Raw genomic sequence first — 23,990 nt, forward strand, 5'->3', positions numbered from 1 at the left:
TTCGATTGCGAATGGCGCGGCTTCGGCTGTCGCGAAATAGTGATAGGAGGAATTCAAAATGCGCGCTCATTACCTACAGCACGTGCCCTTTGAGGGGCTTGGCAGCATTGAGCGCTGGCTCCAAAAAGCCAGCTATGAAATCACATGCACCAAGCTGTATGATAATGAAGCGCTGCCGCCGCTTGATGGGATTGATCTGCTCATCGTGATGGGCGGGCCCATGAGCGTGAACGACGAGCCCAAATATCCGTGGCTGGTTTCGGAGAAAGCGTTTGTCCGGGGTGCCATTGCGGCAGGCAAAGCGACACTGGGTATTTGTCTGGGCGCTCAGTTAATCGCCAGTGCACTGGGCAGCGAAGTCAAAGCCAATCCCGTGAAAGAAATTGGTTGGTTGCCGATCGAAGCAGCCAACATTGATCGCCCCGATGTCTTTCAATTTCCACCGGTGGTAGGTGTCTTTCATTGGCACGGCGAAACGTTTTCGCTGCCCGAGGGGGCCACACTAACCGCTTCCAGCCAAGGCTGTGTGAATCAGGCCTTTCAGATTGGTGCCAATGTGATCGGGCTACAGTTTCACCTTGAGACAACCTCAGCCACCGCTCAGGCCATTGTCGAAAACTGTCGCGATGAACTGGTGGATGGGCCTTATGTGCAAAGCGAGGAGCGAATCCTTCAAGTGCCGCCCGAGCGCTATTTAGCCATCAACAGTCTCATGGCGAACATCCTGTCATACTTGCAACAGTGATTGGCCGTGACCGTTGATTCTGCCGTGCCCAAAACTGATGGTCCGGCAGGTTTCGGACGCATGTTAGAATTCCTTCTCGTAGGTCACGTTATTGGCGTCTTGGAAATACAAGAGTTTTAGCCGTGGGTCTTCCTTTAGCCAGCGGACATTTAGCGTGGGATTGACTACGGCACCTTCTTTGTAGAGTTGGCCGTTGAGGATCAATTTGCCACGTCCGACCTGATAGCCTTCGAGGGACTCTACCCATTTTAAAATAGTAGGATCTTGTTGGCCGTAGGTAACTACTGAGGGCCCCTCAACAACTGGTTCTTCCACTAGGACAGTGGTAATTGGGATCGCTGTTATTGGTGTTGGTTTGGAGGATCCTCCAAGTATTTCATCAGTATTGGACGCAGCGTTAACGGCTGCAACGGTTTCTTTTGCCTTATCGATTGATTGCTTGGGGATTTTGGCAATGGATGAAGGCTCTTTAGCGGACGCTTTCGTATCTTCCGCAATTGGCGCTTCCTCCTTATCTCCGCCCATCATGCCCATGAGTAGATAGCCAACTCCGCCAATCGCGGCAAGGAGTGCTACAAGAATCACGATTGCGACTATGATGTGTTTCGCGTGGCTCGGTTTCTTGTCCAATGCCTCACCCATCAGGTCATTCCCAGCAGGGGACTGAGCGAGTGGTGGCGGCGGTGGCATGGAGCCTGGTGGCGGTGGTGCGTCGTTCGTTGTGCCACTTGTCAGCGGAGGTGGCATGGAGGCTGATGGCGGTGGTGGCGGTGGTGGTGGTGCCATTGGACCAGCTTGCTGAATGCCATGGCTGGAAAAATCATCGTCGTCTGACTGGTTCTCATCGCCAAGGCCTAAATCCATGTCGCCCTTGGGCGCGCCAGAGGGAGGCGAGGCGCTGGCATCCGAGTCATCACTCGGTCTTTTCAGGCCTAGTCGCACCTTTGGTGCCTCGTCTTCAGCCACCGTATGCTGTGAAGGTGGCGGTGTTGGTGGTGCACTTTCTTGAGCAGTTTGATCAGGGGTTGAGCTTCGCTTCAGGCCCATGCGCATTTTAGGCCTTTCCGGCTCGGTGTGCGCTGGCTCAGGCGGTGTGGCAGGGGTCGTTGCTGGCGGCGGCGTAATAGGCGGCAGCGGTGCTTCGGGCGGCAGTTCTGCTGGCGTATCTTCGCTTGGGCGCTTCAGGCTCATGCGCATCGGTTTTTTCTCCGCCGCAGATACATCCGCGGGCGTGGCCTTTTTAGCATCGGTAGGCGCTGATTCCCCTTTTTTACGGAGGATTAGCTTTTTCTTACCGCTGGAACTGTTTCCGGTATTCGACTCCTGACTCATCGACGAATTGGATTTCGTTGGATTGGATGAAGGTGATTTTCAGCTGGCTGGTGGCCTGGACAATCGAGCCAACTTTGAAGACTTGATTGTTCATCAGAACACGACTTTTCCCCCCAGCAACCTTGATGCCTGTTATGCGTGATGCTTCCAAGAACGCAATGATTTTCGGGTCAGGTTCTTGATTGGCGGTTACAGCAGGTGCGGGCGCAGGAGCTTCCGCCTCGGTGCCAGTGGTTACTGGTTGCTGGGGCAAAGGTTGGATGTCGGGCGCGGGTCCTTGTGTGCCTACAGCATTCGCGGCAACTGGTTCAGCCGGAATGATGACAGGTGCGGGCGCAATGGGTGCTGGTGGAGTCTCTGCTGCGCGTGAAGGAGGCAGAACCGTCGCGGGTTTGGGCGTTGGTACCGTAGCAACTGAGGCAACTGCTGCAGGCTTGACTGGAGCAGACGGTATGGCGGCAATTTGGGCAGGTTGAACCGTGGTTGTTGTTGCCGGCGGAGCAGATTTCACTGGGGGTGAAATGGGTGCTTTTGGCGCAGGCGCAGGCGTTGGAATTGAAGCTTGTGGAGCGGGAGGAGTGATGACTGGCGCTTCAATACGCACGATTGGCGTGGGGACGGGTTCAATTCGATTTGCCGTGTGCTGTGGTGTTGACGGTGCCGTTGCGGCGCTCTCAGAGGGGCGAATCGTGACGGGGACCTCGGTGATGACCGGTGCTGGGGCCGGAGGGTCCTTCTTCACTGCGGTAATCAACAGGCCGATGGCAGCGATGAGCAGAGACAGCACGATCACGCCGACGGTTACCGTGCGCAACAGCTTGAAGCTGGTCTTGTCCGCGGGATTGCCACGGCGTGGGTGTGAACCGCCGACCGTGGGGATATTCTGCTTGGCTGGCGTGTCGCCGCCTTCGCGTTCCCGTTGGGCCTTTTTCAGTGCGTCGTTAATTAATGACATGGCGGTGTTAGCCGAGGCGTTTTAGATCTTTGATTGCGCGGGAGATGTCGCTGAATGCAATTTCTTCAGAATCGCGAATATAGGCAGCCAGAAGCGCTTTGTCACACAGATTGTTGATTAAGCGTGGTGTGCCCTGAGTCCACCGATGGATGCGCCATTGTGCCCACCAAGTGAAGCGTGGGCACCCGTTGCTGCCTGCGGTGGTTAGGCGATGTTGGATGTAGCTCGCGGTTTCTGCCCGGTTGAGTGCAGACAGGTCGTAGTAAACCAGCACGCGTTGGCGGAATTGACGAAGGCGTTTCTCGCGTAGCCGGTCGTTGAGCTCGGGTTGCCCCATTAAAATGATCTGCAACAGCTTCTGGTCGTGCGTCTCCAAATTGGACAACAACCGTAGTTGCTCCATGACCTCGAATGAGAGATTTTGCGCCTCATCGATGATCATTACGATCTCCTTGCCGGCATGGATGCGGGCTAGCAGGGCACCGTTGAGGCGGGCGGTCAGGTCAATGTGGCTGGCTTCGGGAACATCTTCACCCAGTTCGTGCAGGATATTGAAGAGCAGCTGCTGTTCGGAAATACGCGGGTTGAGTATGAGGATGGTCTCAATTTGCGGCTGTTCGTCCAGCTCGCCCAGCAGTGTACGGCAGAGCGTGGTCTTACCGCAGCCGACTTCGCCCGTGAGCACGATGAATCCCTTCTTCTCTTTAATGCCGTAGCGTAGGTGTGCGAGCGCGTCTTGGTGCGTGGGACTTAAGAAGAGAAACTTCGGGTCCGGCGTCACGTTGAACGGCATTTCGCTGAGTCCGAAAAATTCCTTATACATAACGTCGATAGCGGGCGCTGGTGGTCAGCGCAGGGAGATATCTACCCCTAGGCAAACTCGATGTAAAGGCGAGGGTTTTTTCCTTTGCAATTTGAGCTTTGTTTTACAGAGTTTGTTTGTCGGCAATTACTTCCGCAATGAGCAGCACCAGAAAATATCAGTTCATTTTGCCCGCCATGGCAGTGGCATTGGCCTGCGCATGCGCGGTATTTGGCGTGGTCTTGACGCAGAGCTGGCGCGAATACAACGCCTTCAACGAGCGTCGTGTCTCCGCCGATGCACACTTGCAGGCGCTGCAACAGCAGAATGCAGAACAACAGACCTACCTCACGGAATTGCTCAACAATCCGGATATGATCGAACGCGCTACGCGCGAACGTTTAGGCTACTCCCGAGAGGGCGAATTGATCTTCAAATTCCGAGAGTAATCCACGACTTATCGGTCCATTTTGGGGGTTGTTAAGGCTCGGTAAAAAGCGTTTCGATCCCCGAAGTCGTATTGCTGAGACAGGGGTAGCTGAGTAGCTTATCTACATCATGTTGCGGGAGTTTAAAGCCGTGAAACAAGAGCCAGGGCCAGGCAGTCGGCGCTGGTGGGATGGCGATGGCCTGGAATTTGTGGTGTGGTATGATGGGGCTGACAATTTTACCGGCTTCCAACTTTGCTACCGTGGCTGTGCGCTTACTTGGAAAACCACGGGCTATTGGTCGCACGTGCGGGTTGGCTCAGGCATTAGCCAAGTCGATTCTCGTGGCTACAGCTCGCCGATTCTTCAGGCCAATGGCGCTCCAACACGTCCTCCGTTCAAGCTGCTGACCGATTTCGAACGCTCCTCCAAAGCCAGCGTTGGCGATCAAATTCGGGATTTGGTGACAGGCGTTTTGAGTATTGTTGCCCGTTAAGACAGCCAGTGTTAGTAAGGGACCTGCTTAAGGCTATCAGCATTTCTGCAATCCATTCGATAAGTAAATATAATCTTCAACCGTAATTAAATAAGAATATATTCTCAATGTGCTTTCAAAATCAATCAACTGGATCTTGCTTTGGGCGCTCTCTGGCGTCGTCCTGACGCCTTGCGTATGGGCTGAGCCGATGGCCTCCGGCATATCTGGCGAGTTAGCAGAACTCCGGGCGATGTTGAAAGCGCAGCAAGAAGTCATTGGCGAATTGCAGCAGGAGGTTCTTGGTTTGCGGGGTGAACTGGATAACGTCCGTGCCTCCTACGTAGCAATTACTCCACCGCAGGTAATGAATATTGAGCAGGGTGCTAACCAGCAGTTGCCGGCACCTGAGCCTCCTCCTCCCGCAAGCTTGAGCCCGGATTTGAGTTTCAAGCATCGTGATTGGTCGTTTGAGGTCTACGGTTTCGTGAAGCTCGACGCCTCCTACGACACACATCGGGTCTACAACGGTGATTTCGTCCGCTACGTCTACCCCGAGGCTGGCAGTGACGACAATCAACTAAGCATTACGGCGCGCGAGACTCGGCTGGGCCTGAAAATTAACGGGCCTGAGTGGGAAGGCTGGCACCCAAGCGCACGCATCGAGACGGATTTTTACGGTAATGCCAACAGCAGCACACCGGCTTTGCGAATGCGTCTAGCCTACGCCCAGATGGAGAGAGGAGATTGGCAATTTCGCGCGGGGCAGGATTGGGATGCCCTGACGGTTGCCCTGCCGCGCACTGTCAATTGTGGGAGCTATGCCTACCAAGGCGCGTTGTGGTCCCGGCGGCCACTCGTCAAGGCGACTTGGCGCAAAGACACTGGAGGCGGTGAATTGCGTGTGATTGGCGCGATTGCCAGCGCCGTGAGCGCGGACATTGATGGCGGTGGACAACCGGATGGCAATGACTCTGGCGTGCCCAATTGCGAATTAACCGCTGTCTGTGACTGGCGTTTGGCCGAGGATTGGACTTTGACTACGGCTCTCGGCGGTGAATGGGGACAGGAAGCATTTGATCGGCCTACTGGCGGGGAATCCGTCTACGACTCCTATGCAGGAATGTTGACGATGGTGCTCAATTGGAAAGATCGCGCCAAGTTGATGGGGGCGGCATGGGTCGGGTCGGACTTGGGGAGCTTTAACGGTGGCATTGGCCAGACGGTCAACCTAGCGAAGAGTGAGTCCATTAAGTCGCGCGGTGGGTGGATTCAGTTGCAGACGTTCCCATGGGAGGATTTTAATTGGAACATGGCACTTGGTGTTGATGATCCCGAGGACTCTGACTTGAGCGTGGGCATGCGGCGCTTCAACGTGAACGCCTCGACGTCTGTTTTTTACAAGTTCACCTCTTACCTGACATTGGCTGCTGAATACAGTTTTCTCCAGACGGGCTACGTCGGACTACCCACTGCAAATAGCAACCGCATTCAGACTTCGGTGATTGTGGAATTCTAGGCTCGAGCTGAACAGCCGGATAGAGCGAGTTTAGGCTCTTCGCACCAGCGGCGTGCTTCGCCCATATCCTCAAACAAACGGACTTCCCAAGTGGTGTTACAGCTGGCCAAGATTTTGCGGTATAGTTCGCAGCCTTCCCTTACTTTGGGTTCTCTTACCACGAATGCGATTTTGAAGTTTTTAATGCTTTTGCTCGCGCCGATATCGTAACCAGCAGCTACCGAAATATCGATTTGATCGAAGGTGTGGTCGGTGACTTCGAGAAAGTCTGTGAGCATAAACTTGCAATTATCCGAGCGAGAATCGCCGTAAAACTGCGAATTGAATTCATCTAACTCTTGCGGGTGGAGCACTCCCCAATGACGTTGGATAACGCCTTGGGGCTCCCATATAATCTCAAAGGGCATAACGAGAAGCAAAGAAAGGGGTGTTTTTAACTGCTAGATGCCGATTTTAACGCAAGATTGTATTTGCACAATTTCCATAAGCAGTAATATATGCGTGCATTATTTTTGCTTATTTGCCTTGTTCTGCATTACCCAGATTGACCTGTGGGGCAGGTATTTACAAAAATAGGATACATGGCTCTCATGATTCGCATTTTCGCTTCACCGAAAGCTTCGCGTACTGAAATCGCCGGTTGGCAAGAAGATACTTTGAAAGTGCGAATTGCCGCTCCGCCCGTTGATGGGCAGGCCAACACTGAATTGGTCAAGTTTCTTGCCAAGCATTTGGGTTTACCCAAGCGCGCGGTAACGATTGTCTCTGGCGAAGGTGGCCGCCGAAAAGTGATTGCGGTGGAGGAGATGAGCACAACTGAACTCATGGCCAAATTACCTCCTCGGTAAACAAAAAGGCCCGCTCAATAGAACGGGCCTTTCGTGAATAAAATCAAAGACAGCTTAGAGCGCTTCTTCGGTGGCCTCAAGCTTTTGGCTGCCGATAGCAATGAGCTCGTTGAGGATGCTGGACTCGGTCGCTTGGGCGATACGTCCGGTGAGCTGCGACATTTCTGCGACAACGTCCGGCGATTCTGCCGTGACTTCGGGCACCTCTAATTTTTTCACATAGATTACGGTGCCGATGTCACCAAAGCCGACCATGTTGGAGACTTCACCCTGGCTCATGTCATTGATTGTGCTGAGCTCGAAATTGTCGAGACCTTCGGGTGGAGCAGCCATGGTGAAGTCGGCGTAGCTTTCGACTACCAAGCCGAGAGAATCTGCTGTTTCCGCAAAATTTTTGTCTTCTTTGACTGCGGCTTGGAGCTCTTTTTGCAGCGACTGGCCCTTTTGGTTAAACTGGCGCTGTTCTTCTTCCTTCGAGTAATCGGCAACGACCTGTGCGCGGACCTCAGCGAGAGGGGGGATGGTTGTGCCTGATTTTTCCTTGAGGAAGATGATAGCACCACCGTCGGCCGTGACTAGGCCATCGGAATAAAAACGCTTTTCGTCAAGTGAAAGAGCCTGTTGGAGAGCGGCGGGGGGGATGGGGGTATTGCCCGGTAGGTTGTCCGAGCTGAAGGCTGGCAATGGGGCTAAAGTCAGCCCTAGGTCGCTGATGAAGGTGGCGAGGGATTCGTCACCCTGTTTCACTTTACCTTCATAGGTGGCGTCATACAGCGCAACAGCGAGCTTATTGGCTTCATCGATTGCGATCTGCTGGGCTTGCTTGGCCTTCCATTTGGCAATGACTTCATCTTTGATCTCATCCAATGGCTTCGTAGCACCTTCTTCGTTCTTGGGCCACTGTGCGCGTTGGGAATTGTAGAACTTGAGAATATCTGCTTCGGTTGGTTCGCCGACTTGGTCGAGGAAGTCTGCTCCAGAAAATGAGACGAACTCGGTGAGGAACTGAGGCTTGGTTTCGTAGCGGAACTTGTTCTGCTGGTAATACGTATCCAGCGCCTCATCGGTGATGTTGATTTCCGGCTTGAAGGTGCTGCGCTCAAGCGTAGCCAAGTCGACAGACCAAACCGAGTCGCGGCGCTTGATTTCTTCTACTGCAAGGTAGGGCATAACGTAGCCTGGGCCGCCAATGGCGTTACCCACTTGTTCCATGCGAAAGTTCTGTGAGAGCGCAATTACGAGGGTGTCCTCGTTCATGTTGGGGTTGTTCTTAAAGCCATCAATGAAGCGCGTATACATGTCCTGGCTGAACTCACCGGTCCGAAAGTCCTTAAAGGCCATACACTCACGGACATACTCTTGGAACTGCTGTTGAGTGGGCTCGGGGATCTGGAGTTCGTTGGCCAAGTAAAGCATGACGGCGCGTTGCATGGCACCATACTGAATGGCTTCGTCACTGGTGCGCTGGCGGTTGAGTGCGAGCGTGATCAACGTCCACTGCTCCAGTGCGGTTCTGTCGCGATTGGAGTTGAGGTTGAATCCGTAGAATTCGCGTGGCCCGTTGTTTTGGTTGGTTGGGTTGCCGAAGCCCCCGAAGTTGCCAATGGTAAAAACAAACGATATGATAATCACCACAAGAATCACGCCAAAGATGATTTTATGGTGCCTCTGAATATGGGTCTGGAGCCAGGTGAACATGGGTGTGTTAAAAACGAAACCGGCAGAGTGCCGATAGCTGACAGACCTGTCAATCTTTCCATTCGTCCGCTATTAGAGTTTTTATTTTGATAATAACCAATTGCTCGGGATACGAATTGACCATGTGGTGGATTTGAGTGAAAACCTGTCTATGACTGCTCTTACCATGCTAAAGGCTTTTATTGTTAGCTGCATATCCGTTTATTTACTCGGATGTAGCGGAACGAAAGATTCTGTAGGATCATCTTTTCCATCGATGCCGTATCAATCTAGCATCACCAACTACGAGAATAGGGTAAGTTTTCAATCGGATGTTTATGAGTTCCTGGCTTCATTGGAGCTTCTGATAGATGAGCAGAAATCGATGGGCATGGAGTCCTCGGGCGCATTGATTCAACACTTCGAGGAACTGAAAGATGAAGTGACAGCGATGAGGATTGACGGAGGTCAAGGTAGGAAAATGTCGGAGACCCAATTTGAGGCACTGAATTTTCAGCTTTATAGCCTCAGCCGTTCGCTGGATGACTTGCTCAGTCAAAGCCAATCAGATCGAGAAGCTAACGGAAAATTAACTCCATCACTGATGCATATTAACGCTGATTTGGCTAGGCTTCAAGCGCTTTTGGCGGCTATGACGCAACGGTCGGTTGAAGAACCAACCATCAAAATGTTTGATTTAAAAATCACACTTTCGGATTTTTTAGGGGTCATCGTTCTCATTGTAACTTTTGTGGGGGTATTTGTAACGGGCGTTGGGGCAGTCATTGCTTTAAATCAGTGGTTTCGTTCGCTCAAGTTTAAGGAAATGATCAATGAGCGGGTATCTGTGGCGGTCACTGAGGTTCATATCAGCGCTTACACGATTACGTTGGAATCGCTTGAGTATAGTAAGGCTTATGGGGCTGGAACTCGAGCCATTATATGGGCGCACCAAGGCTGGAATTTGAATCCTGAATTGCTTTTGATGCCAGGGCGAGAGCATCAATACCTTTTACCCCGCCATTTGGGTGATGCTAGCAATATTATCGCTTGTCGACGAGCGGTGGAGCTATGTGCCGAATCTTTGAATAGGTGGGAGGAAATCAGCTGTATTGCTAATCTAATATCGAATAGTAAAGGGAGTGGGCTAGGGGATGTAACCGATCAAGAGAAAATGAGTGATGTTGTGAAGAACGAATTAAAGGAAAAGATTAATGATTTTGAGAAAACTGCACGTGAATCCTATAAGGCTATACTTAATAATTACTTGTTTTACTGCTCTATTTTCCCCTCGGAAAATAAGGATTTTCCTGATGTTAAGTGTCGAACGGTCCCTATATTGGATGACTTAACAAAGCTTGAGGTATTCGTTCGAGAAAAACCAACTTTTCAGCGAATTATTACGCTCGCGCGTTACTCTATCCGGTTCAGTGAGAAAGAGTTTGGTTCGACTCAACACTCGTACGAATGGGATCGATTGAAGGCCCTTGCATCTGAAATGATTTCAATGGCTCACTCTAATTGTCCACGAGTCAACCATCAAAACGTACGTTGGCAAATAAACGTAGCATTGATTCAAGGTCTTAGGTCCGAATACACAAAAAAATTCGGCCAGCGTATTTAAGGCTGGTGACCCAGCTTAGAAGTCTTCTTCGTCGTTAAACATAGTAATTATATGACACGCCATAAAGACGTTTATTCCGTGGAATAATGAATTTTTATACATTTCTAGGCCTGCATTAAGGCGTCGTCAATGTCATAATTGGACCAGACTGCCTTGACATCTTCGAGGTCGTCGAGGGTTTCGGTGAGGCGGAGGACCTGCTTGACGACATCGGGATCGGTGACGGTGACGAGGGTGTTGGGAATATAGGCCAGCTCGGAGCTATCCGGCTCGATGTTCTTTTCGTTGAGAGCAGAAGAGACGGAGTCGAATTCGGTGATTTCGCAAACGACTTCGAAGTGGTCGCCTTCATTGAGGATGTCTTCGGCACCAGCTTCGATTGCGACGTCCATCAACGTTTCTTCGTCGGTTTTTTCTGAATCGATGATAAACTGGCCCTTGCGCTGGAAATTGAACGCGAGTGCACCGGGTCCGGCAAGGTTACCACCACACTTGGTGAAGGTGCTGCGTACTTCCGAGGCTGAGCGGTTCTTGTTGTCCGTGGTGACTTCGACCATGATGCCGACGCCGCCTGGGCCGTAGCCTTCGTAGACCAATTCCTCATAAACCACACCGGGCAGCTCGCCGGTGCCCTTCTTGATGGCGCGGTCCACATTATCGGCTGGCATGTTGGAAGCCTTGGCCTTTTGCATGACCATGCGCAGGCGCGGGTTAAACAACGGGTCGCCGCCGCCGTCGCGCGCAGCAATGGTCAGCTCCTTGGAGATGACACTAAAGATTTTGCCACGTTTGGCGTCGATGGCCGCTTTGTGGCGCTTGATGGTGGCCCATTTGGAATGTCCGGACATGGTATCTACGGGGTTTTCTGGTTTTCTCTGATAACTTTAGCGTGCGACTTTCAATGAAAAAAGATTTTAGCGCTTCTTCTTACCGCCTTTTTTCGGAGAGTTGGCGTTCGCTGCCTTCTTTTTAGCAGGTTCCTTGGCGGGAGTTACGTCGATGACGCCGTCTTTGGGGGCGTCGTCGCGCTTGCGGTTGGTCAGCCATTGCTGGAGGATGGAAATACAGTTCTGGACGGTCCAGTAAAGGACGAGGCCGGAAGGAAACTTATAACAGAAGGCCAGGAAGATCAGCGGCATGAACTGGAAGATCTTCCGTTGCATGTTGTCCGTGGTCGGAGTAGGGGTCATCCGCATTTGGACAACCATGGCTGCGCCCATGAGCAGCGGCATCAGGTGGAACCAGTCCGGCATGAAGGGCAGGGTGTCCGGCACGGATAGGTCCTTGATCCACAAGAACGGCGAAAAACGCAGGTCCGACGAAGTCCGCAGCATGTAGAACAGTGCGAAAAAGATCGGGATTTGGAGGACAATGGGCAGACAGCCAGCGGCTGGATTGACCTTGTTCTCCTTGAAGAGCTTCATGGTCTCCTGCTGGAGCTTGGTTGGGTTGTCTTTGTATTTCTCCTGTAGCTCCTTCATCGGGGCTTGGATTTTGCCCATGGCCTTGGCAGACTTTACCTGCACTTGCGTGAGCGGCCACAGGAGTGCCTTGATGAAACAGGTCAGCAGGATGATCGAAAAGCCCCAGCCCCAAGTCGGTGCGACGTGGACAAGTATGCCGTGGATGCCTACCAGCGCCCAGAGCAGGATCTTGCTGATGCCGCCGAAGAAGCCGAACTGCATGATCTCGTCTTGGTTTTGGCCCAGTGTGTTGAGGCGAAAATATTCCTTGGGGCCAACGTAATAAGAGGCGCGGATCGATTTTTGCTCGCCGACTGGAACGCTGCCCAGATCGAATTCCATGGCACCGGTCATGCCCATTTGCAGGTCTGGGTCTTCAATGCTTTCACCTAAGTCGATCGGTTTGGCGAAGATGCCCGATCCAAGGGCGTCGGTTGGGGTGAGCACCGAAGTGAAAAACTGGTTCTTAATAGAAACCCAGACGATTTCTCCGCCAGCATTGTCCATACCTTCGTAGAAGGCGTCGCGTTCCGGGCTGGCACCCATGCCCATAAAGCCTTTGGAGCCAGTGAACTTGGACATCTTGATGAACTCGGCGTCGCCAGCCGCGTAATAACCGAAGTTCAGGAATTCTTTGCGGACATCGCCCTTGGTCGGAGGCGCCGAGCCGACGTTGAGGAACATCGCTTCCAGCGGGAGGGGTTTGTCGCTCTTATTAATGAAATGCGTGTCGTGCTGGATGACGTAGGGGTCTTGCTCTCCGCCTTCCTTGGTCAGCACGTAATTACGGACGATCGCGCCGCCACTGGCATCTTGATAGGCAAACTGGATGACACCAGCTACTTTATCGATTTTGGTGACGGTGAAGTCGGGCGCAAACTCGTCGGGTACGCCATCACTATCGAGGTTCATGCTGATGGCCAAGGCTGGCTTTTCAGAGCCAGCACCAAAAATGTAAGGCTCCTCGCTGTTGAGGGTGGCGGGGTATTTCAACCGGCCGTCGGGCATCGTGTCGGTAAAGGCCACGTGCTTGATCGCGCCGCCCTTGCTGGTAAAGGTCACACGAATGTGCTCATTGGCCAAGTCGTAGGTTTGCTCGGGCAGATCGGATTCTGGAGCTGCCACAATGGCTGGCTCGGGGAGATCTGCGGCGGCAAAGACGCTGCGTGTTTCGCCACCAGTCGCCTCAGCAACAGACGTCGGCAATGCTTCAGGGTTGGATACAGCTTCCTTGACCTGCTCGGTTTGCGTCAGTTGCTTGCGTTGTTCCTCGGCCGCGCGCTGCTTCGTGCGCATGTCCTGGCTCATCAGGAAGATTGCCGCCCCTATGAGCAGTACTCCGAAAATGGTGTTCTTTTTATCCATGAGAAAATGCGCCGGAAAACCGGCGCTGGTGAAAACGGACTAGGGAAACGCTTTCCTGCCTAGCTTCAATGCTTATTTTTGTGCCGTTTTTGCCGTAGAGCGGGCATTTGGGTGGTGAAAGTAACTGGCTCTCTTGCAGGCGCAGAGCCACAGGGCCATGATGAGTGGTGTCTGGAAGGTAGATTTAATCGCTGAAAAGATGAAATTTATTCTACAGACAGACGGTTGTGAGCTTTGTGCCTCTGCCGATAAATAATTGGGTTTGGCAGCTACTCGGGGGCAGGGTCGTGGCCACCGGGGTGCCAAGGGCCACACTTGAGGATGCGTTTTGTTGCGAGCCAACTACCTTTTATAAAGCCGTGACGCAGAAGGACGATTCGTGCGTATTCAGAGCAAGTGGGCGAAAAACGACATCCACCCGTTGGGCCGAACAAGAGGCGTTTCAGTGGGGAAAGGGTCAATTGGTAAAGCCGGATGAGTGCGGCGGCGAACCGGGCTGGCAGGCTGGCAGGGGGGGGGGTCACGGGGAGGCTTCTTGCTTGGCCCAGCGTTTCACTGCACGCGCGGCAGCGTCCCGCACACGTACTTCCAGTTCGGGCAAAGTCTGGGTGAGTAGCTCTTTACGTGCGACAAAGAGGACATCGCAGTGGGCCGGTAAATGGGTTTGGTTTAGGCGGAAGGCCTCTCGTAGTAAGCGTTTGGAGCGATTGCGCTGGACTGCGCCACCCACTCGGCGGGACGCAATGACGCCCAAGCGGCGACAGGGGCGTGCGAGCGGGTCCATTGGCGGTAGCACGCGGCACAGGAAGGCTGGGCACTCATAGCGAAGGCCAATTCCACGTTCACGGTCAAATTCTCGCCGTTTGCGCATACGTTGCCACGGGCGAAGCCGGAAGTCCTGATTATCTGCAGGGGAGGTCATTGGAAAGAATTGGCGGTAGCCGCATCAAATGCGTCAGCCTTCTTTAAATGAAAGCTGGTACTCGGGACAGGGGTCGAACCTGCACGTCCTAAGACACTGGAACCTAAACCCAGCGCGTCTGCCAATTCCGCCACCCGAGCAGTCAGAAAGAGAAGTGTTTTAGTCGTTGAAACGAGTTTGTCAATACGGGCTTCGCACGTATTAAGGCTGAATTTTCGGCGAATCTGGCTCGTCTACGTATGGCTGGCTGATCTGGGCTAGCGTTGTGCGGCCCGCTCGCTTCGCAATGCGGAGCAGCTTAATGAAGATTTGTGCGGTGATAAAGGCGTCTCCGGCGGCAGTATGCCGGTCATGCGGGTCCACACCAAAACGACGGCAGAGGCCATCGAGGGAGAAATCCCGCGAACGAGCGAAATCGGCGGAGGCGTCCATTGTTCGCTTGAAGGGGACATTGGTTTCTCCGGCATCGAACATGCCATCACGCTCCAAGTGGAGGGTGAGGTCCATGGTATCGAGCCAGCGGTTGTGGAAATCCAGGCCGAAGCGACGCAGGCAAGCCTGGCGGATAACTTCCACGTCAAAACCAATATGGTGCCCAACGATGACGCCGTCTCCCAGGTATTTGAGTAATCCAATCAGTGCCTCGGCTTCGTCCAACCCGTTTTCGGCCGCTTCTTCGGCAGTGATGCCGTGGATGACGACCGAGGAGGTGTTGTAAGCGATTTTGAGCAGGGCCTCGTATTGGTCCTCAATAATGATCTGACCATCTTCCACGGCGACGGCACCGATGGTGATGATGGAGTCTTTTTGGGGGTTCAGCCCGGTGGTTTCGCAATCAAGCGACACAAAGCGGACTCGGCTGACGAGGGAATCGTCGGTCCAGGTTGTGGTGAAGGCTTCGCGATAGCCTTGGATTTCGTCTTCGTCTCCGAACAGGCTCATGAAAGTGTCTTCCCTTCGAGGTGAAAGTATTCCGTGGCGAATTCCATCAGGCGAACCACGGTTTTAAAGATAGCTTTGCAGCGCTGCACTTCGCCGCGGGGTAGTTCATCGGGTTTCACATATTGTCCGTCGTCTCCCCGGCGTAGGCCCATACGGGTTTGCAGGCGGATGGCGTGGCTGAACGCTTCGGCGGCTTCCTCAAAGAGCTCACGGTGTTCGATCAGGTGACGGCCAACGCGCTTAAAACGTAGTGGGGTAAAGGTGGAGTCTTCGAGATTCAGCTTGAGCGCAAAGACGCGGGCCGTGTCGACCAAGGGCAGTAGGGCGTGGAGTTTGGTGTCGATGCTGCTCCAGAGGGTGCCGGATTGGTCCATCACCGAGTCACGGAAGATCGTGATCGGGGGAAGGTTGTCCAGGGCATCATTTGCCAGCAACGGCATGAAATTGGGATTATCATGAATGCAGGCCTGAATGTGGGTGCGCAGTTCATCAAGCAAGCTGGAGTCGCCATAAACGCATCGGGCGTCAAAGTAGGGCGTTAGCGCTAAAATGTTATTTTCGACTGGGTAGGCAATCCACTGATGATAGCGCTCTTTCCAGACGCTGAGCGTTCCGCGCCATTGTGGGTTGGTGGCCATGCGGCCATTGGGATCGAGCGAGAAACCACACGGGGCGAGCATGGCGGTGATCTCGGTCGCCAAGCGGGCGAACCAGATTTCTGCATCATCGCCTTCCGCTCCGGCGGGCAATTCATCGTAGACCATAGCGCTGCGCTGAGGGGAGCGGAGCAGACGTTCTTTGCGGCCCTCACTGTGCATGGCCAGCCAGCACCATTTGGCCTTGGGTTCGATCATGCCTTCGGCCAGTAGTTTTTTGCGCGAGAGGCGTACGGCTTGTTCCAAAACGGCACCATCGACTTCGGCAATGAAATCCGCCAGCCAGTAAACTTGGGCATCACCTTCGATATAGTGCAAGAGCAGTTCGTCGGCGCGGTCGCGCAAAATGGCCAGCGAGTGGGCGTTTTCGGCTACGGATATTTCTTTGGCTAGAAAAGTAGGGATGCTCCCGTGGAGCATTTGGATGGAGCGGTCGCTGATAATGCCTACCACGGGCGTATTTGTCGTGCCATCCTCCGTCACGATGAGGTGATGGAGGCGGTGGTGGAGCATTTCCAGGATGAGCTGCCCGGCGCTCATTCCAGGGCGCACTGTAATGAGTGAGGTGGTGGTGATCGCGCTGGCAGCGGCGTCAACGGGCACGGCACCAGTGGCGACGCGGGCTGACAGGTCGGATTCAGTAATGATACCCAACGGGCGCATTTGATTGTCTACTGCAACAATCGCTTCTTGTAGGCCAGGGGCGAGCCGCTTGGCCACGATGTGGATGGGCTCGTCTAGCCGGAAGGTGAGCAGTCGGTTGGAAGCGCGCTCATTGACTGGGCCGGACTTCTGGAGCCAGTGGGCTGGGCGTTCGTCAATGCCTCGCGCATTATCTGGCGTGGAGGAGGTGTTGCGTCGTGGCTTAAAGCCTTCGCCAAAGTATTCGCGGAAGTAATCACCAACTTCTTCGTATTTTTCGCCGACTTCGCGCAGCAGATTCTGGGGAATCGCGTAGATAATGGTGTCTCCAGCCGTTTTAACGGTGCAGCGATAGGGGGTGTCAGGCGAGTCAAAGAGGAAGCCCAGCAAATCGCCTTCCACGCGCACATCGATGAGGTCTTCGCCACGAACTGAGCGGCGGAAGAGGTTCACGGTGCCCTTTTGGATAACGAAGGCGTAGCGCCCGCGCTCTTCCCCTTCGGTGTAGACGATTTCTCCGCCTTCGTGAAATTTTACCCGTCCAGTGCCTGCCAGTCTCAGAAGATCGTCCACAGCAATCATGTCAAAGGGTGGGTGTCCTTTCAGGAAATCCGCGACTCGGAGTGAAATGCTGGATGTTTTCATGCGTTGGAAAGGGGCGGTGCGTCAGAGCTTTGGGCGCGAATGTATCCTAAGAGAATTGATGAAACTTACGTGATGAACGTTTGTAAATCGAATTAAAACATAATCACAGCAGTGCATTGGATACAGGACTATTTGCGCAGTCTATTCGAACCTTTTCAGGCGCTTTCAACGTTTATTCTGAACAAGGTACGATAGGGATTAATTAGGGGGTTTCCCGCTGCTGACGGCAGTTTTTTTTGGTGCCAATTGCATAAATGACTATATGTTGGTGCATTTAAACCGATAACCACGGATTGCTATGGAAACTGAAACTCAAGATATCTTCATCATCCTACAGGGATACGCCTTTAACGTTCTTTGGGCGCTCCTTACTTTTTTTGTTGGCAAGTTTGTCGCTAAATTGGCGACGACCATTGCCCGTAAAACCTTGGAGGCTAGGAAAGTTGACGCGACAATCGTCAGTTTCCTGAGCAATGTTCTCTATGCCATTTTAATGGTCATCGTTATCCTGATGGCAGGTGACGAACTGGGCATTGAAACCACGAGCTTAATCGCTGTTTTGGGTGCCAGCACCTTGGCCATTGGCTTAGCTCTTCAGGGCTCGCTGGCCAACTTTGCTGCTGGTTTCATGCTGGTCTTGTTCCGCCATTTCCGAGTTGGTGACTTTATCGAAGCAGGTGGTGTGGCCGGTATCGTGCTAGAAATCAAAATCTTCGACACAAAGATGCGCACCGGAGACAACAAGGTTATCATTGTGCCTAACGGCCAAATCCTTGGCGGCCCGATTACGAACTATTCGGCGATGGAAACGCGTCGTTTGGACCTCGTGGTGGGCGTCAGCTACGATGACGACATCCGCAAGGTGAAGGAAGTGCTTACGGACATCGTTGCCAGCGACCCTGGAACACTCGCTGAGCCTGAGCCTACCATTGGTCTGCTTGAAATGGCCGATAGCTCGGTCAACTTCGCGGTCCGTCCATGGGTCAATACCGGTGATTACTGGGTTGTCTTTTTCCGTCTCCAAGAGTCGATCAAGCTTCGTCTGGACGAGGAAGGCATCTCGATCCCTTATCCGCAGCGCGACGTCCACATGCTCACGACAGAGAAAAAGCCCGCCTAAGGCGTTGGCCATTCTTTTACTTTCAATCAGCGGTTCCGGAAACGGAGCCGCTTTTTTTGGCCAACTTACGCCAGTCAGTCAGGATTATGGCGACTTTTTTTCTGGGGCTTTTTCCTTTTCACTGGTTTCTGAGAGCTGATGAAGCGCATCTGCGGAGGAGAAAAAGCCTTTCAGCTCTTCCGAATCAGTGAAGCCAGTCGATGGGTTTGAACTCGATGTGACCGTTGCTTGATAGTCATGGATTGCATTTACCAACTCAGATGATGGCGTAAGGGACTTGGTGGGCGTATCGACAGGCTTCTCCGAATGATAATACTCCAGAACGTCCGATTCGACGAGGTCGGGGTTGCCAACCAGTCGGATGCTTTCGCTGTTACTGATTGAGATATCACTCAGCTGGGAGGTGGCTGTTTTAGCTTTATCCCGCTGGCTCTGGGCTTGTTCGTGCCAAATGTAGCTGCCGCCAAGCACGATGACAATGGCCAGTGTGGCCAGCTTCAGTGGGAGAGGGAAGGAAGAAACATGATCAGCCATTGGGTACGCACAGATCGTAATAAATAGTCACCCAGTCGAAAAGAAAAATCATACCGGGTTATTCCTTCGGTTGCGAGTAGCAGCATCGTCGGAGCATGGGTAGGTTGACACGTGTGATTGTGACCGGTTCCCATTAATGTGATGTCCAACTTCGGTTGACTAAGCCTCGGCCTCGGCGGTGTCTTGTCTATGCCAGGCATAAAAGCACCACGCCAGCAGACTCAGGGAGACACCCATGTTGACCACTTTCATGATCAGTCCGCCCAAAATCTGATCTTGCAGCGGATCGAGATCGATCACCCGCGGAGCCCATTCGTACGTCGGGTAGAGCACCGTTTCAGACAAAGTCAGGAACCCAAATACGGGTAGTTGCCCGATCATCAGCAAAAACAAATACAGCATGCGCGGCCCGTAGCCAATCGGTGGTACGCGGGTCGAGGGGCTGATTATCGGCCACCACATCATCAGTGCGGGGATGAACATGCACCAGTGCTCCAGCACGTGGACGTCTTTTTGCTGCAAGGCCAGCTCGTAGAGCGACGGGATGTGCCACAAAGTATAGAGAAACGTAAACGTTAGCCACGCGGTGAAGGGGTTAACGAGCACCTTGATCGGCTTGCGGATGATCGCCGGGGCGAGCAGCCAGTCCGCCAGCCACGTCGGCAACCCCCGGATCAGCAGAGGTGGCACGAGATAGATCAACAGCATGTGCTGCACCATGTGGGCGGAAAACAGAAAGCTCTCGCCCCATTGGTCGAGCGGCGAGCCCACCGTCAGGTAGCCAGCGCCCAGACCGAGGTAAAACCAGATGGATTGCCGCATGGGGAATCGCTCACCCGGTGCAATACGGTCACGCCACGGCCCCGTCGCTAGGGCATAAAGCCAGCCAGCGCCAATAATGAGCAGGAGCAGAAAGGGCTCCGTGTGCCAATGCAGCGGAATGGGCATAAAAGCGGAATCTCACGCCTTTTTCATGGAACGTCAAACTTTGGCGTGATGGTATTCGATCTAGATAATATACGCCTCAGACTCCATTGACTTAATCCATCTGCAAAGCACATGCTTTAATCTTTCATTTTTTAATCTTTAATCTTTCGGCATCAGCGCCAACACTCCGCGAAATTTTTTGAATTTTAGAACCCGACCATGCCTAAGCGTACCGACTTAAAAACCATCCTGATCATTGGCTCCGGCCCCATTGTAATTGGCCAGGCCTGTGAATTTGACTACTCTGGTGCTCAAGCCTGCAAAGCTCTGAGAGAGGAGGGCTACCGTGTTGTGCTGGTAAACTCCAATCCGGCCACGATCATGACCGATCCAGACTTTGCCGATGCGACCTATGTTGAGCCGCTGACGCCACAAATTCTGGAGAAGATTATCGAGCGCGAAAAGCCCGATGCACTGCTGCCGACTCTTGGAGGCCAGACTGGGCTCAACCTTTCGCTCCAGTTGGCTAAGCTGGGCATCCTAGAGAAATACGGTGTCGAGCTGATCGGTGCCAAAGAAGAGGCCATCAACCGCGGCGAAAACCGCAAGTTGTTCCGCCAGATCATGCTCGATATCGGCTTGGATATTCCCCAGAGCCAGACGGTTGAAACACTGGAAGAAGCGCGTACCGCAGCATCGGAGATTGGTGCATTCCCGCTCATTATCCGCCCTAGCTTTACTCTGGGTGGTACTGGCGGTGGCATTGCCTATAATCGTGAGGAATTCGACCGCATGGTCGCCTATGGCCTCGATGCATCCCCCGTCACCGAAGTCCTGATCGAAGAGTGCCTTCTTGGCTGGAAGGAATTCGAGATGGAAGTCATGCGTGACCACAAGGACCAGTGCGTCGTCATTTGCTCCATTGAAAACTTTGACCCGATGGGCGTCCACACGGGGGATTCCATTACCGTCGCCCCGGCGATGACCCTTTCCGACAAGGAATACCAGCTCATGCGTGACGCGTCGTTCGCAGTCATCCGCGCCATTGGCGTGGAAACGGGTGGCTCGAATATCCAGTTCGCCATCAATCCCGAGAATGGCCGGATGATCGTTATCGAGATGAATCCCCGCGTGTCGCGTTCCTCGGCGCTGGCGTCCAAGGCCACGGGCTTCCCCATCGCCAAAATCGCCGCCAAGCTCGCGGTCGGCTATTCAATGGATGAGCTGCGCAATGACATTACGCGGGAAACTCCGGCCAGCTTCGAGCCTACCATTGACTACGTGGTCACCAAAATGCCGCGTTTCGCCTTCGAGAAGTTCGTTGGTGCTGACCAAACGCTGACGTCTTCCATGAAGTCAGTCGGTGAGGCGATGGCCATTGGCCGCACATTCAAGGAAAGCTTCCAGAAGGCCCTCCGCTCATTGGAAATCGGCTCGCGCGGCTTTGGCGGCGGCGGCAAATACGGTATCGGAGATCTGCCGAGCGACATCGAGATCCGCGCTGGTCTGGCCAAGCCTACCATGGAGCGCGTGTTCTACATTCGCTACGCCATGCTCGCGGGCTTCTCGATGGAGGAGATTTTCAACTTCACCAAGATCGACCCGTGGTTCCTGCATCAGCTCCGCGAAATCGTGGATATTGAGAACGCACTATTCGTCGCCAAGCTCTCCGGGATGACTCCTGAGCTGCTCCGTAAGGCCAAGGAAAGCGGCTTTAGCGACGTGCAGCTCGCCCACATCCTCAATACCAAGATTCGCAACGTCAAAAAGCTCCGTGAGGATTGGGACGTTAAGACGGTCTATCGCCTGGTTGATACCTGTGCGGCGGAGTTCGAGGCTTACACCCCTTATTATTATTCCACCTACGGCCTCGAAAATGAGATCGTTAAGTCTGACACCAAAAAGGTAATGATCATCGGCGGCGGGCCGAATCGGATCGGGCAGGGGATCGAGTTTGACTACTGCTGCGTCCATGCCAGCTACGCCCTGCGCGAAGCCGGCTACGAGACCGTCATGATTAATTCCAACCCGGAAACCGTCTCCACGGACTATGATACCTCCGACCGCCTGTTCTTCGAGCCGCTGACGCTGGAAGACGTGCTTGAGGTCTATCATCAGGAAGGTTGCATGGCTGCCATCGTGCAGTTCGGGGGGCAGACGCCGCTTAATCTCGCGACGCAGCTCAAGGAAAATGGCGTGAACATCATCGGCACCTCGCCGGAGATGATTGACGCCGCCGAAGATCGCGAGCGTTTTAAGCAAATTTTGGACCGTGTCGGCCTGAAGCAACCGCGCAATGCGACCGCCCTCGCGCCTGAGCAGGCTTACGAGTTGGCTGGCGAGATTGGTTTCCCGATTCTCCTTCGTCCGAGCTTCGTCCTTGGCGGTCGCGGCATGTTCATCGTGTATGACACCGACGAGCTCAAGCGCGTCATCCGCGAAGCCTTTGACGCTGCGCCGGGTCATCCCGTCCTCATCGATAAGTTCCTCGAAGATGCGATTGAGCTGGACGTGGACGCCATCAGTGACGGCGAAACCGTTGTCATCGGTGGCATGTTGGAGCACATTGAATACGCTGGCGTGCACAGTGGTGACGCCGCCATGGTCATGCCGCCTCATACGCTCTCCAAGGAGATGCTGGACACCGTCCGCACCGCGACCTTCGCCTTGGCTCGCGAGCTGGAAGTCATCGGCCTGATGAACGTCCAATACGCGATTAAGGACGACGAGCTGTACATCCTTGAGGTCAACCCGCGCGCCTCGCGCACGGCACCCTTTATTTCCAAGGCAATCGGCAAGCCGCTGGCAAAATATGCTGCGCGCGTAATGGCGGGTGAGAAGTTGACGGACATTGGTTTTACCGAGGAAATCGTGCCTCATTTCTGGGCAGTCAAGGAGTCGGTGTTCCCGTTCATCCGTTTCCCCGGCGCCCCAATTACGCTGTCGCCGGAAATGCGCTCCACTGGAGAAGTCATGGGGCTGGACCACAATCTCGGCTTGGCGATTGCCAAGAGCCAAATGGCCGCGCAGCCTGCATTGCCAACCGAAGGCAACGTGTTCCTCTCTGTTCGCGACAAGGATAAGCCTCGTGCGATTGAGTTGGCTAAAGAACTCGTGGCCCTCGGTTTCAAATTGCATTCGACATCGGGCACCGCGAAAGTGCTCGAAGAAGCAGGCCTCCCCGTGAAGCGCTTGTTCAAGCTGAGTGAGGGTGCCCGCCCCAATGTGATTGACATGCTCAAGAACAATCAGATGAGCCTGATCATCAACACGCCCAGTGGCCAGACTCCGCGTCTCGACGAAAATCAGATTCGCGAAGAGGCCGTGCTGCGCAAAGTTTGTATCATGACGACGCTCAGCTTCGCCGAAGGTGCCCTCAACGGCATTAAGGCTCTGAAGGAAGTTCCGCTCTCAGTCCGTTCGCTGCAAGAATTCGCCCAAGAGCTTTAGCTCACGCCCTTGGCGGAGTAGTTAAATATTCGTCGTTCAAGTCCTGGCAGTGCACAGCCCTGCCAGGATGTTGTCGGGTTACTTGAAAGTTCTGCCTCCCAATGGCAGCGCTATTCGCGCTCCATGGAGGTGATGACCTTGGTCTTGTCCTCGATCGATGTGATGATGGGCTTGCCGCCAATCGTTAAGGCCATCTCCATGTGTTGCTCTTGCTTGACCGTGCCAATGCCAGGTGCCAGCCAGTTGGTTTCCTTGATCTTACCGTCTTGAATGTTGAGGGTCTGCGAGCCGCTGTTGATCACGCCTGTAATGGTGCCCGTAACCTTGTAGCGCAGCACATTTTCCAGCTTGCCCAATGCGGTGTCGAGGGTGACGTATTCATAATCCGAACTGGTGGTGCTGATCTTCATGCCTTTCATGGACATGGTTGATTGGAAAGGCTCACCCGCTTTGACCTTGTTGAAGTCAATCAATACGGAGGGGTCAGAATACAGCGCGTCTTTGTTAAAGGGTACACCGTCTGGAAGCTGGCCATAATTTAAAACGGTTTGGCCTTTTTCCGAAAAGAGAATGTTCAGGCTGTCGTGAGATTCGCCGCCAGACATCTTGCTCTTTTGGGACACATTCTGTTGAAGAATCAAGGCACCTTCCGTCGTGAACTCCGGGTAGATATTATCCACGATAGTCTCGGATGATGTCCCGCTGATTTCGTCGACCTGTTCGCCTTCGAGCAGGACGAAGCGCCGCGTTTTCTCAATCTGGTAATTCCAGACGACTCCCTTTTCAATCGGGAAGTATTTCTCGATTTGAGCGTTCAGAGAGACGACGAATGGTAATAGCCCCAGCAGAGCCAAGCAGGATTTCATTTATCAAAGGTAAGCGTAGGCGCGTACGTTTAGCAAGGCCAGAGGCGGGTACA

General features: G+C 53.6%; 22 protein-coding genes and 1 tRNA gene. 8 read left to right on the forward strand and 15 right to left on the reverse strand.

Features of this window, described 5'->3' with window-relative positions; all coding sequences use genetic code 11:
* The first annotated feature begins 58 nt into the window (after positions 1 to 58).
* Positions 59 to 745, forward strand: coding sequence for a type 1 glutamine amidotransferase (locus tag IE065_RS06480; RefSeq protein WP_189513090.1), 687 nt, complete (start codon positions 59 to 61; stop codon positions 743 to 745).
* Between the two features lie 63 nt (positions 746 to 808).
* Here the strand turns inward: IE065_RS06480 and IE065_RS06485 are convergent, their stop codons facing one another.
* The 3 genes from IE065_RS06485 to IE065_RS06495 are packed head-to-tail and all read right to left on the reverse strand — an operon-like array spanning position 809 to position 3,855.
* On the reverse strand, positions 809 to 2,077 hold the full coding sequence (locus IE065_RS06485; RefSeq protein WP_189513092.1) for a flagellar basal body-associated FliL family protein: 1,269 nt from the start codon (positions 2,075 to 2,077) through the stop codon (positions 809 to 811).
* Entirely contained in the window at positions 2,037 to 3,032 is a 996-nt protein-coding gene (locus tag IE065_RS06490; RefSeq protein WP_189513094.1) for a hypothetical protein, read from the reverse strand. Before IE065_RS06490 ends, IE065_RS06485 begins: the two co-directional genes overlap by 41 nt.
* A 7-nt stretch (positions 3,033 to 3,039) precedes the next feature.
* Positions 3,040 to 3,855 (reverse strand): ExeA family protein, encoded by an 816-nt coding sequence (locus tag IE065_RS06495; RefSeq protein WP_189513096.1) that lies wholly within the window; start codon positions 3,853 to 3,855, stop codon positions 3,040 to 3,042.
* A 137-nt stretch (positions 3,856 to 3,992) separates the two neighbouring features.
* Between IE065_RS06495 and IE065_RS06500 the strand changes: the two genes are divergently transcribed.
* The 3 genes from IE065_RS06500 (at position 3,993) to IE065_RS06510 (ending at position 6,256) form a co-directional block, all read left to right on the forward strand.
* Complete coding sequence (locus tag IE065_RS06500) at positions 3,993 to 4,283, forward strand: septum formation initiator family protein (protein ID WP_189513098.1); 291 nt, start codon at positions 3,993 to 3,995, stop codon at positions 4,281 to 4,283.
* A 130-nt stretch (positions 4,284 to 4,413) separates the two neighbouring features.
* Positions 4,414 to 4,758, forward strand: coding sequence for a hypothetical protein (locus IE065_RS06505; RefSeq protein WP_189513100.1), 345 nt, complete (start codon positions 4,414 to 4,416; stop codon positions 4,756 to 4,758).
* Between the two features lie 109 nt (positions 4,759 to 4,867).
* Complete coding sequence (locus tag IE065_RS06510; RefSeq protein ID WP_189513102.1) at positions 4,868 to 6,256, forward strand: hypothetical protein; 1,389 nt, start codon at positions 4,868 to 4,870, stop codon at positions 6,254 to 6,256.
* Here IE065_RS06510 and IE065_RS06515 read toward each other — a convergent pair.
* Complete coding sequence (locus IE065_RS06515) at positions 6,253 to 6,663, reverse strand: hypothetical protein (RefSeq protein ID WP_189513104.1); 411 nt, start codon at positions 6,661 to 6,663, stop codon at positions 6,253 to 6,255. The genes IE065_RS06510 and IE065_RS06515 overlap by 4 nt on opposite strands.
* 174 nt (positions 6,664 to 6,837) lie before the next feature.
* On the opposite strand from IE065_RS06515, the gene IE065_RS06520 reads away from it, so the two are divergent.
* Entirely contained in the window at positions 6,838 to 7,104 is a 267-nt protein-coding gene (locus IE065_RS06520) for a DUF167 domain-containing protein (RefSeq protein WP_189513106.1), read from the forward strand.
* Positions 7,105 to 7,158: 54 nt separating this feature from the next.
* On the opposite strand, the gene IE065_RS06525 is transcribed toward IE065_RS06520, so the two are convergent.
* A complete protein-coding gene (locus tag IE065_RS06525; RefSeq protein ID WP_189513108.1) occupies positions 7,159 to 8,802 on the reverse strand; it encodes a peptidyl-prolyl isomerase family protein in 1,644 nt (547 codons plus the stop codon).
* Positions 8,803 to 8,953: 151 nt separating this feature from the next.
* On the opposite strand from IE065_RS06525, the gene IE065_RS06530 reads away from it, so the two are divergent.
* The gene (locus tag IE065_RS06530) at positions 8,954 to 10,405 is read left to right on the forward strand and encodes a hypothetical protein (RefSeq protein WP_189513110.1); all 1,452 of its coding nucleotides are present in this window, start codon (positions 8,954 to 8,956) and stop codon (positions 10,403 to 10,405) included.
* 104 nt (positions 10,406 to 10,509) lie between these two features.
* Here the strand turns inward: IE065_RS06530 and IE065_RS06535 are convergent, their stop codons facing one another.
* The 7 genes from IE065_RS06535 to IE065_RS06565 all read right to left on the reverse strand — a co-directional run bounded on the left by IE065_RS06535 (position 10,510) and on the right by IE065_RS06565 (position 17,040).
* Positions 10,510 to 11,253 (reverse strand): YebC/PmpR family DNA-binding transcriptional regulator, encoded by a 744-nt coding sequence (locus IE065_RS06535; RefSeq protein ID WP_189513112.1) that lies wholly within the window; start codon positions 11,251 to 11,253, stop codon positions 10,510 to 10,512.
* A 66-nt stretch (positions 11,254 to 11,319) separates the two neighbouring features.
* Positions 11,320 to 13,233: a membrane protein insertase YidC gene (gene yidC, locus IE065_RS06540; RefSeq protein ID WP_189513114.1), complete on the reverse strand. Its 1,914-nt coding sequence runs from the start codon at positions 13,231 to 13,233 to the stop codon at positions 11,320 to 11,322.
* A 269-nt stretch (positions 13,234 to 13,502) separates the two neighbouring features.
* Positions 13,503 to 13,757: a membrane protein insertion efficiency factor YidD gene (yidD, locus tag IE065_RS06545; protein ID WP_229792067.1), complete on the reverse strand. Its 255-nt coding sequence runs from the start codon at positions 13,755 to 13,757 to the stop codon at positions 13,503 to 13,505.
* Positions 13,754 to 14,155 carry a ribonuclease P protein component gene (gene rnpA, locus IE065_RS17995; RefSeq protein WP_200163318.1) on the reverse strand — a complete coding sequence of 134 codons (402 nt, stop codon included), beginning with the start codon at positions 14,153 to 14,155 and terminating at the stop codon, positions 13,754 to 13,756. The genes yidD and rnpA overlap by 4 nt, the downstream gene beginning before the upstream one ends.
* A 55-nt stretch (positions 14,156 to 14,210) precedes the next feature.
* Positions 14,211 to 14,295: transfer RNA gene (locus IE065_RS06555), tRNA-Leu, on the reverse strand.
* Between the two features lie 61 nt (positions 14,296 to 14,356).
* Positions 14,357 to 15,097: a 3'-5' exonuclease gene (locus tag IE065_RS06560; protein WP_189513116.1), complete on the reverse strand. Its 741-nt coding sequence runs from the start codon at positions 15,095 to 15,097 to the stop codon at positions 14,357 to 14,359.
* Positions 15,094 to 17,040, reverse strand: a complete 1,947-nt coding sequence (locus IE065_RS06565) for a DUF294 nucleotidyltransferase-like domain-containing protein (protein ID WP_189513118.1) — start codon at positions 17,038 to 17,040, stop codon at positions 15,094 to 15,096. Before IE065_RS06565 ends, IE065_RS06560 begins: the two co-directional genes overlap by 4 nt.
* A 298-nt stretch (positions 17,041 to 17,338) precedes the next feature.
* Here IE065_RS06565 and IE065_RS06570 point away from each other — a divergent pair, with 298 nt between their 5' ends.
* Positions 17,339 to 18,160, forward strand: a complete 822-nt coding sequence (locus tag IE065_RS06570; RefSeq protein WP_189513120.1) for a mechanosensitive ion channel family protein — start codon at positions 17,339 to 17,341, stop codon at positions 18,158 to 18,160.
* 84 nt (positions 18,161 to 18,244) lie between these two features.
* On the opposite strand, the gene IE065_RS06575 is transcribed toward IE065_RS06570, so the two are convergent.
* On the reverse strand, positions 18,245 to 18,694 hold the full coding sequence (locus tag IE065_RS06575) for a hypothetical protein (RefSeq protein WP_189513122.1): 450 nt from the start codon (positions 18,692 to 18,694) through the stop codon (positions 18,245 to 18,247).
* A gap of 159 nt (positions 18,695 to 18,853) precedes the next feature.
* Positions 18,854 to 19,642: a cytochrome c oxidase assembly protein gene (locus tag IE065_RS06580; protein WP_189513124.1), complete on the reverse strand. Its 789-nt coding sequence runs from the start codon at positions 19,640 to 19,642 to the stop codon at positions 18,854 to 18,856.
* Between the two features lie 198 nt (positions 19,643 to 19,840).
* On the opposite strand from IE065_RS06580, the gene carB reads away from it, so the two are divergent.
* The gene (carB, locus tag IE065_RS06585; RefSeq protein ID WP_189513126.1) at positions 19,841 to 23,071 is read left to right on the forward strand and encodes a carbamoyl-phosphate synthase large subunit; all 3,231 of its coding nucleotides are present in this window, start codon (positions 19,841 to 19,843) and stop codon (positions 23,069 to 23,071) included.
* Between the two features lie 110 nt (positions 23,072 to 23,181).
* On the opposite strand, the gene IE065_RS06590 is transcribed toward carB, so the two are convergent.
* Positions 23,182 to 23,937, reverse strand: coding sequence for a hypothetical protein (locus tag IE065_RS06590; protein ID WP_189513128.1), 756 nt, complete (start codon positions 23,935 to 23,937; stop codon positions 23,182 to 23,184).
* Between the last annotated feature and the right edge of the window lie 53 nt (positions 23,938 to 23,990).

Source organism: Cerasicoccus arenae (assembly GCF_014651635.1).
In the GTDB taxonomy this organism is placed as follows: Bacteria; Verrucomicrobiota; Verrucomicrobiia; order Opitutales; family Cerasicoccaceae; genus Cerasicoccus; species Cerasicoccus arenae.